This is a genomic window from Azospirillum sp. RU38E (assembly GCF_900188385.1).
Lineage (GTDB): Bacteria > Pseudomonadota > Alphaproteobacteria > Azospirillales > Azospirillaceae > Niveispirillum.
On record NZ_FZOI01000015.1, the window covers coordinates 51,699 to 65,644 of the forward strand.

9 protein-coding genes are annotated in these 13,946 nt (G+C 65.5%); 2 read left to right on the top strand and 7 right to left on the bottom strand.

Annotated elements, in window-relative coordinates; all coding sequences use genetic code 11:
- Positions 1 to 190: 190 nt before the first annotated feature.
- The 6 genes from CHB97_RS19965 to CHB97_RS19990 form a co-directional block, all read right to left on the bottom strand.
- The gene (locus CHB97_RS19965) at positions 191 to 1,198 is read right to left on the bottom strand and encodes an AraC family transcriptional regulator (protein ID WP_089289772.1); all 1,008 of its coding nucleotides are present in this window, start codon (positions 1,196 to 1,198) and stop codon (positions 191 to 193) included.
- 103 nt (positions 1,199 to 1,301) lie between these two features.
- On the bottom strand, positions 1,302 to 2,237 hold the full coding sequence (locus CHB97_RS19970) for an AraC family transcriptional regulator (protein WP_244559628.1): 936 nt from the start codon (positions 2,235 to 2,237) through the stop codon (positions 1,302 to 1,304).
- 136 nt (positions 2,238 to 2,373) lie between these two features.
- Positions 2,374 to 4,155 carry an ABC transporter ATP-binding protein gene (locus CHB97_RS19975; protein WP_200820038.1) on the bottom strand — a complete coding sequence of 594 codons (1,782 nt, stop codon included), beginning with the start codon at positions 4,153 to 4,155 and terminating at the stop codon, positions 2,374 to 2,376.
- Positions 4,149 to 5,885, bottom strand: a complete 1,737-nt coding sequence (locus tag CHB97_RS19980) for an ABC transporter ATP-binding protein (RefSeq protein ID WP_089289773.1) — start codon at positions 5,883 to 5,885, stop codon at positions 4,149 to 4,151. The genes CHB97_RS19975 and CHB97_RS19980 overlap by 7 nt, the downstream gene beginning before the upstream one ends.
- Before the next feature lie 10 nt (positions 5,886 to 5,895).
- Positions 5,896 to 7,449, bottom strand: coding sequence for an MDR family MFS transporter (locus CHB97_RS19985; RefSeq protein WP_244559629.1), 1,554 nt, complete (start codon positions 7,447 to 7,449; stop codon positions 5,896 to 5,898).
- Entirely contained in the window at positions 7,446 to 8,540 is a 1,095-nt protein-coding gene (locus CHB97_RS19990) for an HlyD family secretion protein (RefSeq protein ID WP_089289775.1), read from the bottom strand. Before CHB97_RS19990 ends, CHB97_RS19985 begins: the two co-directional genes overlap by 4 nt.
- A 217-nt stretch (positions 8,541 to 8,757) precedes the next feature.
- Here CHB97_RS19990 and CHB97_RS19995 point away from each other — a divergent pair, with 217 nt between their 5' ends.
- Together CHB97_RS19995 and CHB97_RS20000 are read left to right on the top strand one after the other, a co-directional pair.
- A complete protein-coding gene (locus CHB97_RS19995) occupies positions 8,758 to 9,639 on the top strand; it encodes an ABC transporter ATP-binding protein (RefSeq protein ID WP_089289776.1) in 882 nt (293 codons plus the stop codon).
- Positions 9,636 to 12,761 carry a hypothetical protein gene (locus CHB97_RS20000; RefSeq protein WP_089289777.1) on the top strand — a complete coding sequence of 1,042 codons (3,126 nt, stop codon included), beginning with the start codon at positions 9,636 to 9,638 and terminating at the stop codon, positions 12,759 to 12,761. Before CHB97_RS19995 ends, CHB97_RS20000 begins: the two co-directional genes overlap by 4 nt.
- Here CHB97_RS20000 and CHB97_RS20005 read toward each other — a convergent pair.
- Positions 12,728 to 13,939, bottom strand: a complete 1,212-nt coding sequence (locus CHB97_RS20005) for an MFS transporter (RefSeq protein WP_089289778.1) — start codon at positions 13,937 to 13,939, stop codon at positions 12,728 to 12,730. The two genes, CHB97_RS20000 and CHB97_RS20005, sit on opposite strands and share 34 nt — an antisense overlap.
- Positions 13,940 to 13,946: the final 7 nt, after the last annotated feature.

The following is a 13,946-nucleotide window of genomic DNA, read 5'->3' on the forward strand; positions in this document are numbered from 1 at the left end:
CACCTCCCCCGATGACCCGCTTTAGCAGCTTAGTAAGCACACGCGAGGATGCGACTGCCTATCAGTAGCGATTGTGGGGATGCATAGGCAAAGAGGAATGCTGTCGCATCCGGCACAATTGCTGTCGCGTAAGGCAGAAGGTTATCAATTCACCGGTGCTCGCCAGCATGACTCGCCGGGCGCCCCTGTATCAGTGGCGTGTTGTCAGATCGGCACTGTTACCGGCCGTCCCGGTCGGTGGGTGCCCGAAGCGACGGCGAAAAGCCGCGGCGAAGGCCGACGGGCTCGCGAAGCCCACGCGGTATCCGGCTTCTGCCGCCCCCAATCCGTGTTCTTCAATCAAGATGCGGGCGATGGCCAGCCGCTGATCCCGGACATAACCGAAGATGGTGGCGCCGAACATGGCCTTAAATCCGGCTTGAAGGGCATTACGATTCAAGCCTACGCGACGGGCCAGTTCCAAAGTTCCCGGTGGATTGGTCAAATCGGCGTCCAGCAACGTTCGCGCATGAAGGACGGCATCATGGTGCCGACGCCCCAGGCCCCGCAGCAGAGCCTGATCCTGCCGCAGCAACTGCAGCGAATGAAACAGGATCTGGGTGATGGCGCTTTCCCGAAAAAGCATACCCAACGGACCGCGATAGGGCATGTCGATCAGCCCAGCACTCAGTTGTATCAGCAGTTCGCTGCGGGGCAGCGTAAGGTTATGCAGTCCCCCGCTCGTCAACATGTCCAGCAGGTCAAGATCGGCCCCCTGCATGGCGATGGCAAACTGCTCAGCCAAATGCGGGCTGATTGTCAGCCCGACCCGGACACCCTGTTCCCCCGCCCGCAGGGTGCGGGAGCAACGCTGGGCATGGCCAAATCCCAGGATTTGCATGCAACCGTTCTCCGCCGGAGGAACGATGCCGGTTTCGGTGCGGAACTGGCCATTGCCGCCGCGCAGCAGCAGGGCCAGCATGATCGAACGCTCGATTGTCCGGTCGATGGTGGTGTCCCTTATTGCCGTCAGGTCGCAGGCAGAACCAAGCAGGCCGGGCTGCACCTGCTCCATCCACATCCAGCCGCGAAACTCCCCATCCAGTGCGCGCTGTCCGCCGGTATCCCCGGCAGGATGCGTCAGATAAAGGTTTGCGACTTCGCGCACGATGTCGGTAACGGCGAACTCCCCTTCGATCAGCCGTGACCGCATCTGCATGTCGGCATTCCTGTCTGTTCGTCTTTGGATGGCCAGAGAGATTGAACGTAATTATGAATGAATTTGTGTAGAAATAATGCATTGATCCATAAAAGTGATATTATTAATTCCGATCATATTTAGGAAGTATTCCGAACTGTTTGCGATAGGCTGCGCTGAAATGGCTGATATTGCTGTAACCCATGGTCATGGCGACTTCCGTGACATTATGGTTTCGCAGTAGCAATCTGGCATGTTCCATCCGGTGTTTCTGGAACAGCGCATAGATACTGCTGCCGAACAGGGTTTTGAAACCCTGCTTCAGCTTCAACTGGTTTAACCCGACTTCAAGTGACAGTTGCTGAATCGTTGGCGGTGAACTGAGATCCTGTAGAAGCCGGTCCCGTGCCATCATCACCCGCATCTGCTCCCGCTGTGGCAACGTCGCCGGCCGTTGGGTGCCTTCCAGGGAACTGAAATGGGCACCCAGGAATTCCAGGGCAGCGGACTGCAGTAGCAATTGCTGACATCGCGGGTGGTCCAGCCGGCTGGCCAGGATATGGGCTGCGTGCATGATCTGGCGGTTGTTTACGCTCTGACGAACCAGGAATCCCTGGCGGATATCCGGTTCGATCCGGTCATAATCATCTGCCGCCACATCGGCCAGCGCTTCGGGTTCCACCATCAGATCCAGGCTGATGTAGTCCTTGCCATAGCGGGCGCTGAAAAACTCGCCGGGGGCGAAAATGATATGGCCGGAGCCGACATTCGGCTGACAGCGATGGTTACGCACTTCGGCCTGTGCCATGTCCTGCATCAGACAGGAGAAATGTACATAGCGGCTGTTGCTTTGCATCCGGCCCTGCGTCAGTGTCCGCCCGTTGCCGCCATAAAGCGCTGCGACCATGCCGGGGCGCAGTTCCACCAAACGGCAATTGATGCTCTCCAATGTGTCGTCCTTGCTGCAGGACTGTTGCTTGAACAGGGCCTTTTGATCAGCCTGGGACAGAAGCGGCTCGCCGCAGCTTACGCAGTCGCTCAGCGGAGTTCTCTCATTCATGGCGTAAGGCCACTCCTGCAACGGATTGCGGTCAGGACATGTGGAGCAGCCTACTTAATAATCATTCGCAACTCTATGCCGATCACACGGCGGCAGGAGGTGGATTTTGCAACCCTGACATCCCCGGGTTTGTGTATCAGGGCGATGGTTGGTCACGGGCGGGTGCCATCGGCGGATCTCTCGGCAGCAGGCGCCAGCCTTCCGCCCGCTGGCGGTCTTGCCAGAAGGCGGCATAGGCACCACCGGCCAGCATCAATTCCGCATGGCTGCCGGCCTCCGCCACGTGTCCATCGGCCAGCACCAGGATGCGGTCAGCCATGGATACGGTACGCAGCCGATGGGCGATCACCAGCACCGTGGCCCGCCCGCGCAGGGCGGCGATGGAGCGTTGCACATAGCGTTCATTTTCCGGGTCCAGCGCCGCCGTCGCCTCATCCAGCAGCAGGATGGGGGCCCGCTTCAGCAGGGCGCGGGCGATGGAAACCCGCTGACGCTCCCCACCCGACAGCAGGGCACCGCCTTCGCCCACCCGTGTCTGCCAGCCCTGCGGCAGGCGGGCGGCAATCTCCGTCACCCCGGCCAGATCGGCGGCATGGCGCAACTCCGCCTCCGTCGCATCGGCCCGGCCCAGGCGCACCGCCTGTTCCAGCGTGCCGTCGAACAGATAGACATCCTGGGTTACGGTGGCGATGGCTGCCATCAGGTCGGCGGTGGCAACCTCGCGCACATCGGCCCCGCCGACGCGCACGGCCCCCGCCTGCACATCGAAAAATCGCATGATCAGGCGGATAATGGTGCTTTTGCCAGCCCCGGACGCCCCGACAACCGCCACCATCGACCCCGACGGCACCTGGAACGACAGACCACGCAGCACCGGCTGTGCCGGATTATAGCCGAAATGGACATTATCAAAGGCGATGCAACCCGGCTGATCCATCCGGACCGGTTCAGCCGGTTCCGGCAGGGGCTGTTCATCGAAAATGGCGGCCAGCCGACGCAGATCATTGCCCGCCATGCGCAGCAGCCCACTGCGCGCCGCCGTCTCCGTCAACGGGCCGGCGAAGCGGGCGGCCAGCACCAGCAGCGCCACCAACCCCGCCGGATCGGCGGCCCCGCTGGCCGCCAGCGCCAACCCGGTCAGGATCAGCGCCAGAAAGGCCAGTTGCACGGCAAGCCCGCTGGCGAACAGGCGGGGAAAGGTCTGGTCCAGCATTGAGCCGCCGGCCTGCTTTTGCGCTGCGATGGCGGCCTCCAACGGCGGATAGCTTCCCAATGCTTGGCCAAAGGCGCGCAGAACCGGCTGCTGGCGGGCGAATTCCACCACCCGGTTGCCGGCCTGGGCTGCGGCATGGTCCACCGCTTCTTCCGTCCGGCCGATGGCGGCGGATGCCCGGCGATGGGCCAGCAGGATCAGCGGGGCCGACAACAGGGCGCACAGGCCCAATCGCCAGTCAAAAATCAGCATGGCCAGGGCGATGATGCAGGGCGTCACCAGCCCCGTCACCACCGGGGTCAGCAGATGGGCGAAGATATTGGTCACCATCAGGGTGCCGTTGGTGGCGCTCTGCGACAGCCGCCCGATCCGTTCCCCGGAAAACCAGCCCAGCGGCAGGGTGGCCACATGGTCGCCCAGCCGCCGGTGCAGGCTGGTCAGCACCACCAGGGCCAGATTGAAACCCTGCATGGATTGCTGATAGCGGGCGATGCAGCAGCACAGCACCACCCCGCCCAATGCCATCAGCCAGCCGGTCAGGGCGCCCATGTCCAGCGGTTGGGCCAGCAGGGCGCGCAGCACCGGCACCAGCAGGGTGACGGCCAGCCCCTCCAACACGCCATAGGCCAGCAGCCAACCGAAATAACGGTACAGCGCCCCCCGCCGCTGCGGTCCCAGGATTTTCAGCAGATCGGCGATCAACATGCGGGTTCCCCCTGTTCGGCCTGCCACAGGGCGGCATAGAGACCGCCGCGCGCCAGCAGCGAACCATGCCGGCCACATTCCACGATGGTGCCGTCGCGCATCACCACGATCTGGTCAGCCCCGGCAATGCTGGACAGGCGATGGGCGATCACCAGCACGGTGCGGCCACGCGCAGCGGCAGACAGGGCGTCCTGAATACGCGCCTCTGAATCCGGGTCGGCATGGGCGGTGGCTTCATCCAGGATCAGGATTGGCGTATTGGCCAGCAGGGCGCGGGCGATGGAAAGCCGTTGCGCCTCCCCACCGGAAAGCTGCGCCCCGGCGCCAATTATGCTGTCATAACCCTGGGGCAGTTGCTGGATACGGTCATGGATCTGCGCCGCCCTGGCCGCTGCCATCACCGCTGCCATGGGGGCATCCGGGCGGCCCAGGCGGATATTGTCGGCGATGCTGCCATGCAGCAGCCCCACCTCCTGCAGCACAAAGCCGACATGGCGGTACAGCGCCGCCCCGGCAATGTCGCGGACATCGACACCGCCGATCCGCACCACCCCGCTGCTGGCATCGTGGAAACGGGCGGCCAGCTTGGCGAGCGTGGATTTACCGGCCCCCGACGGGCCGACCAGGGCCGTGACCGTGCCGGGGCGGCAATAAAGATCAATACCGGAAAGGGCGGTTGCCCCGTCTGGATATTGGAAACTGACATTTTCAAAACAGATGGTGGCATCGCGCGGCAGCCTTGGATGCACCGCCGCCGGCAATTCCGGTGTACGCAACAACGTATCGATGCGGCTGGCCGCTGCGGCGGCCTTGCGCTCGGCCATCAGCCCCTGGTTCAGTGTCAGCAGGCTTTGCGGCAGGATCACCGCCACCATGATTTCGGCCAGCAGGTCCATCGGTGCGATCTGGCCCTGGGCCAGCAGCCAGGCCCCGCCCGACAGGCTGACCAGCAGGATCACCGGCACCGACAGCGCCATGGAGGTCAACGCCTCCAGCCGCAGCAGCGGTCTTACCCAGCCGGCGTAACGCTCTGAAAAACCATCGACTGCCGCGCGATAGGCGATGTGCGCCTCACCCGCACGGCCAAAGCCCTTCACCACGGCAATGCCATGGACAAATTCCACAATGGCGGCGTTCACTTGGGCGAAGCTGGCATCCAACTGCGCCATCTTGGCCCCGAAGCCCCGCATCATCCAGCCATAGGCGAGCGCATAGATCGGGAAGCTGGCCACGGCCAGCAGGGCCAGCCGCCAATCCAGCCAGACCAGATAGGCGATACCCCCCAGCGGCAGGGCGATGGCGGCGGTCAGGTCGACATAATGGTGGGCCACCATATGGTGTAAATCTTCCAGATCGCCCTGCACTGCCTTGCGCACGGCCCCGGTGGTATTGTCCGCGTACCATCCCAACGGCACCCGCCCCAGCTTGGCCACCAGGGCGCGGCGTACATCAGCCTGGATGCGATGGTCGGCAATATGGGTCAGCCACAGGGCCGCCCCATTGGCGGCCCAGCCAATGAACAGGCCCGCCACCACCAGCGCCCCCAACCCCGCCAGGGCCGTCCTGTCCGGTGGGGAGCCGGCCAGCAGCAATTCCCCCAGCCGGGCGATGAAGATGAAGGGCAGCAGTTGCGATATCGCACCCACTGCCCCCAGAACCATGCCCAGCCGCACCAGCCCCATGGCAGGGCGGCGAAGGGCCGCCAGGGGTGAGTCAATGATCGACGTCATTACCGTGACCTCAAGCCTGATCGAGTAGTCTCGGCGGGGGCCGGTGCGGGCGCAAAATGAAGGCCAGCAGGCTGACCGCCCCCGCCCCGGTGCCCAGCAGCCAGAACAGGTCGTTGAAGGCCATCACCGACGCCTGCTGCCGGATGATGTTGGCCAGCAGGCGCACTCCCAATGCGAGATTCCCGCCGCCCAACTGGCTGATATAGTCGCCCGTGGTGGGGGCGTTGGCGGACAGGGTCTGTTCCAGGTGCCGGCTATGCAGCCACATCCGCTGATCCTGCAGCATGGCGATACCGGCCAAAGCCAGGGAACCGCCGATGTTGCGGGCGGCGTTGAACAGGCCGGCGGCATCGGCGGCCAGATCGCGCGGGACCGACCCCATGGCCGCTTGGTTCAAAAACAGGATGGCCAACACCTGCCCCACGCCGCGCATGATCTGCGACAGCACGAAATCGGCTCCCACCGCATCCGCCGTCAGCGCGGATTCCAGCCAGCAACTGGCGGCCATGATCATCATGCCGGCAAACACCGCCACCCTTGCATCAAACAGGCGGAACAGCAGGGGGGCCATCGGCATCATGATCAGGCTGGGCAATCCGGCGATCAGCACGATGCTGCCGGCCTGGAAAGCGTTGTAATGGGCCAAGGCCGCCAGGAATTGCGGGATCATGTAGGAGGTGCCGTACAGCACCATCCCCATCAGCACCCCCATGGCGGCCACAGCACCAAAGGCGCGGTCGCGCAGCAGGGACAGCCGGATCACCGGCCTTGCCGCGTATTTCTGCCCCAACAGCAGCAGGATCAGCCCCAGCAGGCTGGCGACGGACAGCCAGCGGATCAGGCTGGATTCAAACCATTGTTCGCGCTGTCCTTCCTCCAAAACCAGGGTCAGCCCGCCCAGTGCCAAGGTCAGCCCCGCCACACCCAGCCAATCAGCCTCCCCCAGCCGATCCAGTTGGGCGCGTTCATGGCGCAGGGCCGTGAACAGCAGGAACAGCAGCACCATCCCAATGGGCAGATTGATGAAAAAGGCATAATGCCAGGACAGATATTCCGTCATCAGCCCGCCGACCAGCGGCCCCAGCACTGGGCCCAAAATGGCCGTCATGCCGAAAATGGCATTGCCGATGGGCTGGCGGGCCGGCGGCAGGCGGGTGGCGATGATGGTCATGGCGGTGGGGATCATCGCCCCGCCGGTCAGCCCCTGGCCGGCACGGGCGAACACCATCAACCCCAAACTGTCCGACACGCCGCACAGCATGGAAAAGCCGGTGAAACCAAGGGTCGCCCCCAGCAGGAAACTGCGCAGCCCGAACAGGCGCGACAGCCAGCCGCTGAGCGGGATGATGATGATTTCCGCCACCAGATAGGCCGTGGCGATCCAGGTTGCTTCCGTTGCCGTGGCCCCGATTTCACCCTGGATGGTGGGCAGGGCAGCATTGACGATGGAGATATCCAGCGTCGCCATGAAGCTGCCCAGCGCCCCGGCGATAACGGCCAGCCAGGCCCCCGGCTCCACCGTGGCGGGTGGCCGGGCCATGGGATCGGCTATGCCCCCGCTCACGGTGCCGCCCCGCTGGCGGCCACCTGGGGGGCGGCGCTGGTGGCGTTGCGCGTATCCACCGATACGGTCACCGACATCCCGGGCACCAGCCGGGTGGCCCCGGCGGTATCGGTCAGGGTGATGCGTACCGGCACGCGCTGCACGATCTTGGTGAAATTGCCCGTGGCGTTCTGTGGCGGCAGGATGGAGAACTCAGCCCCCGTACCGGGGGCGAAGCTGGCGACGTGGCCCTGGATCGGCTGATCGGGGAAGGCATCCACCATCACCCTTACCGGCTGGCCCGGCTGCATATGTTCGACCTGGGTTTCCTTGAAATTGGCTTCCACATAGCGCTGGCGGGCCGGCACCAGCGTCAATAGCCGCTGGCCGGCCTCCGCATATTGGCCGGGGCGGGCGGTCAGGTCGCCAATAATGCCATCGATCCCGGCGCGGATCAGGCAGGCCGCGACATTGATTTCCGCCGCCCGCCGCTGGGCCTGGGCGGAACGGGCCTGGGCTTCGGCCTGCAGGATGCCGGCTTCCAGCGACTGGATATGCTGCTCTGCCCCGGATACCGCCGCCTGCCGGGCGGCAAGGGTGGCGCGGGCCTGGCGTTCCTGGTTGCGCAACTGGTCCATCTGCTGGCGGCTGCCGGTACCGCTGGCGGCCAGCGGTTCATAACGGCGCACCTCGGCTTGGGCGAAATCCAGTTCCTCCCGCGCGACAGCCAGTTCGGCCACCACCTGTTCCACCAACGCCTTCTGTTCGCCCACCTGGGCGCGCAGGCTGTTGGCCTCGGCCTCTGACACGGCGATCAGGGCCTCGGCTTCCGCCATCTTGGCCTCGTAATCGGCGCTGTCGATGCGGGCCAGCGGGGTGCCGGTGCTGACTGTCTGGTTGGCGGTCACGAATACCTCGGCCACGATCCCGGCCACCTTGGGCGCGATGATGGTGAAATCCGCCTTCACATAGGCATTGTCCGTCGTCTGCTGAAACCGGCCATAGTGCAGATAATCCCAACCCAGCCAGCCACCACCGGCCAGCAGCGCGCAGGCGACCCCCAGCATGATGATTTTACGGCGGTGGCGGTTTGGTGGGGTGTCACTGGCCATGGGTCTTCCGGGCAGGGGGAGAGGGCAAGGGCCGGAGTGATAATCACCCGCAATCTTGCTGCCACCCCGATCGGGGTGGCTTTCACTCCGATCGGGTCAATTTTCCAGCCATCACGCAGTTTCAGCCCGATCCGGGTAGCGGTCGCACCGAACGGGGCAGCGGCAGGGGATAAAACCCCTATCGTCGGTCGCTTCACCATTCTGGGGGAGCATCGCCATGGCACTGCCCGGCCTGCATATTGTCGATCTGCACAAGACCTATCGCAACGGCGTGAAGGCGCTTGATGGGGTGTCGCTGCATGTGCCGCCCGGCATGTATGGGCTGCTGGGGCCGAACGGTGCGGGCAAAAGCAGCCTGATGCGCACGCTGGCGACGCTGCAGCGCCCCGATGCCGGGCAAATCCTGCTGGATGGGGTGGATGTGCTGGCCGATCCCCAGCATCTGCGTTGTCGCCTGGGCTATCTACCGCAAACCATCGGTGCCTATCCCGGCGTTTCGGCCCGCGATCTGCTGGACCGGTTCGCCTGGCTGAAGGGTCGCACGGACAAGGCCGAACGCCGGGCGGAGGTGGGGCACCTGCTGGAAAAGGTCAATCTGGCTGAGGTGGCACATCGGGCGGTTTCCACCTATTCCGGTGGCATGTTGCGCCGGTTCGGCATCGCCATGGCGCTGATCGGCCAGCCGCGCCTGTTGATTGTCGATGAACCCACCGCCGGGCTTGACCCGGCGGAGCGCAACCGCTTTCACCATGTGCTGGCCGATGTGGCGGCAGATGCGGTGGTGTTGCTCTCCACCCATATTGTGGAGGATGTGGAGAATCTGTGCGCCCGCGTCGCCATCCTGGCCGGGGGGCGCATCCTGGCAGAGGGCACGCCGGATGAGCTGGCGGCGACCTGCGCCGGTCGCCTCTGGTCCCGGCTGGTGCCGCGCGGGGAGGCGGTACCACCGGCCCTGCATCTGGTGGCCACCCGCGCCGGCACGCGGGTGGTGGCGCTGGGCGACACCCCGCCCGACCACGGCTTCACGCCCCATCCGCCAAGGCTGGAGGATATTTATTATATGGCCCTGGCGCAGGCCGGTTGTGGGGAAGCGGCATGAGTGGCTGGGCGGTCATGCGGCGGGAAGCGGTGGCGGAATTCCGCGCCGGCCTGCACAGCGGCATCGTGCCGCTGATCTTTATCGGCCTGACGCTTTATCTGCTGATGTGCCTGACCAATGCCGGCTATGTGGAGAAGATGGGCGGTGGAGAAGTCCCCCGCAATGCCGCCAGCCTGATCTATCTGATGGCGTCGGGCTGCATGTTCTTTCTGTTCTTTGCCTGGGCCTGGGTTTTTGCCCGCCCCCTGCTGCGCGACCGGTCGGTGTTCCTGCATGAGGTGGTGCTGGCCCTGCCGGTGAACCTGACGGCCCTGCTCTGGGGCCGCTATCTGGGAGCCGCCTTGCTGGCGGTGCTGCTGTCGGCCTCGATCCTGGTCGGGTTCCTGGTGACGCCGGTGCTGGAATGGCTGTCGCTGGTGCCTGATGGTGCCATCGGGCCGGTGCCCTGGATGGCGCTGGGCTTTGCCTTTCTGTGGCTGCTGGTGCCGGCGGCCTGCGGCTTGGGCGCGCTTTACTTTCTGGCGACGCTGCGCGGGCGGGGGCTGGCTGCCCCCTTTGCCGTGGCGGCGGGGTTGATGCTGCTTTGGATGTTTGCCGTGGTGGTGCTGAAGGAAGGGCATATTAACCCGGTGCTGGGGGCTTCCATCGACCCGTCTTTGTTCACCCACGTCTTGCAGACGGTGGAAGGCTGGGGGCCGGCGCAGAAATCCACCGGCCTGTTGCCGCTGGATGTGCCGTTGCTGGCCAACCGCGCACTCTGGTGCCTGTTGCCGCTGTTGGCCCTGGCCTGGGCGCTGGCCCGCACAAGGCGGGAGGATCTGGCGCTGGAAAGAACCGCCCGCCAGCAGAAAGTGAAGAAAGCGGCATTGTTGCTGCCCGCCGGGCCACGGCCCCCAGCGCTGGATGGGACGGGACGCCTGCACTGGGGCCGCGCCTTGCTGGCAGAGGCGGCATGGCAGGCGGGCCGGCTGCTGCGGGGCCGGGCGTTCCGGGCCGGGGTCTTGCTGTTGCTGGCGCTGGGTGTGCTGTCGGCCTTTATTCATGGTGTCTGGCATGCCGAAGGGCCGATGGTGCCCCGGCTGGAACTGTCGCTGCCGTTGTTGAAAAGCGCCATCTTCCTGGTGATCGCCTTTGCCGTGGCAGCCCTGGCCGGTCTGCTGGCGCGGGCCGATGATCTGCCCGGCTTTGGCGAAATGCTGGATGCCGCGCCCGCCCCTGATTATGTGCGTCTTTTCGGTCGCGCGCTGGCGGTGCTGGCGGTCACGCTGATGCTGTCGCTGCTGCCCGGCCTGTCGGGCTTGATCGTGGCGCTGTTGGCGGCACCCTGGGCTGCGGTCGATCCCGGTTTTGCGCTGTCATATCCGTTATTGATGCTGGCCCCGCCGTTGCTGGAACTGGCGCTGCTGGCGCTGCTGCTGCACGCCATCTGTCGGCGGGCGGGGCTGGCCTATGCCGCTTCCATGCTGCTGACCTTCTTTCTGGTGCTGAATCATGAACTGGAACTGGTCAGCTTCCCGCTGGCGGAAATGGGCATTGCGCCCAAGGCCAGCCTGTCCGGGCTGACCGGCTGGGGACCGTGGCTCTCATACCTGCTGGCGCTGGATGGGTTCAAGCTGGCGCTCTGCCTGCTGCTGGTGGTGCTGGCTGGGCTGGCCCTGCCGCGCGGAACGGAGGAAGGCCGCCTGTCGCTGGCCTGGGCACGCCTGCGCGGGCCGGTGGGGCTGGCGGGCGTGGTGGCGCTGCTGCTGTTGGCCGGCATCGGCCTGCCCTTTGCCAGCCGACTGGACGCCGATGATGGGGGCCATTCCCGGCATAATGCCGAGTTGGAGGGGGCGGCCTGGGAACGGCTATGGACAGCCGATCTGTTGCCATTGCGCGTGGCCGGCGGCGACCTGCGCCTTAGCATCGACCCCGCCAGCCGTGTGGTGCGGGGGGAATGGCGGCTGGACGGGGTACAGGGCCGGCGGTTGGATGCGGAATTACCGCATGGGTTCCAGTTGCAGGCGGCCAGTATCGGGGGGCAACCGGTTCTGGCAAAACAGGTGGCCGACCATTTGATCTTGGAACTTGGCGACTGCACCGATTGCAGCCTGGAACTCCGCTGGTCAGTGCAGGTGCCGCAATGGTCGGCAGAAGGGGAACCCACTTGGTTGACCAGGGCCGGACTTTGGCTGCGTGAAAGCGATATCGCCCCCCGGCTGGGGCTGGACCCGGCCCGGCTGCTGCGGGCCACCTTGCCCCGGCAGCGCCAGGGCTTGCCCGCTGATATCCCATCGTTGCCTGCCGCCCTTGCCGTGCCGGCGGCGGGCCTGGCACCGGCGGGCAACTGGCGCTGGCAACTGCTGCAGGGGGAAAAGTTGATCGGTCAGGGGCGCGTCAATGGCCCGCTCACCTTTGCTGCCCTTTGGGCACCGGGGGCCATCACCCAGCGGCTGGACGGGGTGGAAGTCAGCCATGATGCCAGCCGCAGCGGCATGGTGCCGGCCCTGGTGCAGGATGTTACGGCCATGCGCGCCTGTGTGGGCCATTGGCTGGGGGCGGTGCCCCCCGTTACCCGTTTGGCGCAATGGCCGCGTGGCCTGAGCCAGACGGCGCGGGTGGATGATCTGCTGCTGCTGGCCGAAGCACCGGGCTGGGATGTGGCCGATCAGGGCACGGGGCGCCGGTTGCGCCGGGTGGAGATCGCCACCGCCCTGGCCCGCGCCGACCTGCTGGCAAGGTCCGACCTGCGCCAGGGGCCGGGTTCCGTTTGGCTGGCCGATGGGGTGGCCGGCGCCATCGGGCTTGCCTGTGTGCGGGAAACGGATGGGGCGGATGCCTTCGCCCAGGTGCTGGCCCGCCAGCAGGAAAAGGCCCGGCTGGCCGTGGCCGGCAGCGATGTGCCGGTTGGCCCGCTGGACAGGGCCGCCCCCAACGGTTGGGCCTCTGCTTATGTCCCGCTGGCGGCGCTGGATTGGCTGAATGGGCAGGGGCCGGAGGGGCTTGCCCGGCTGCTGGATCTGGTCCACCAGGGGGCGACGGTGCCGGCGGCCCTGGAAACATTGCTGGGGCGGGAAGGGGCGGCCCGCCTGCTGGCCGCCCCCCGGCTTCAGGATAAGGCGGCCATCGTCCCGTCGCGATAATGCCGGGACAGCAGCGCCGCCGCCACCGCGGCCAGCACGGCAATGCCCAGCAAGCCCAGATAGCCCAGTGACGCCGCCAGCCAGGCGGATGCCGACATGGCCGCCATGGCGAACAGCATGTTCACGCTATATTGCATGGTGTAGTCCGTCGCCGGCGTTTCCGGCGAGACGTGATCCATCATCAACGTTGCCAGCACGGTCGCCGCCGGGTTGTACAGCAGGAAGAACAGGCCAGCGGCCAGACTGACGGCCAGATCGCCATTCCAGCCCAGCACCGGGGCGGCGATGACGGCCACACCCGGTGTCTGCAACAACGCCGCCCCCAGCATCACCCGCCGGCGGGGCCATTTCTGCAAAAGCCAGCCGGTGGCCATGGCTGCCGCAATGCCCAGGGCCGACCCGATGACATTGACGAAAAAGCCGATCCGGTCCATGCCCCAGCCGGCTTCCACCAGAATGGGCGTGATCAGCGCATAGCCCAGGCTGCTGCCGATCGGGTAGATCAACAGCAGCAGCAGCCAGCGCCGCCCGCCCGGTCGCCGCCAGAAGGCAGCCAGACAGCGGAAGGGGTTGGCATGCACCACCCCCGCCACCGCCTGCACCGGTTCCTTAAAGAAAACAAGCTGCACCAGGGAGATCAGCGTACCGCCGGCCAGCAGCAGCATCGCCACCTGCCAGCCCAGCCACGGATAGGCCAGCAGCACCAGCCCGCCGCCCAGCATATTGCCCAGCAGGTTGCCGGAAATCTGGATGCCATTGCCCAGTCCCCGGTCGGACGGGGCCAGCAGCCGGAAAGCCAGCCCATCCACGGCAATATCCTGGGTGGCGGAAATCACCGCCACCCCCAACCCCAGCAGATAGACGGTGGTGAAATCCGTCTTCAGATCCACCTGTCCCATCAGGGCCAGCACCAGGGCCAACGCTGTCTGGGTCACGATCAGCCAGACCCGGTAATGGCCGTGCCGGCCAAAGCTGATCTTGTCCACCAGCGGGGCCCAGATGAATTTGAAGGGCCAGACCATGCCCAGCATATAGACCATGCCCACCTGTTCCAGGCTGGCCCCCTGTTCCATCATGATGGCAACCAACGCCACCACCAGGAAGCCCAGACCCAGATATTGCGTGGTGTAAAGGCTGGCCAGCAGCGTCCAGGCCGACGGCGTGGTTTTCGTTGTCATATCGCCG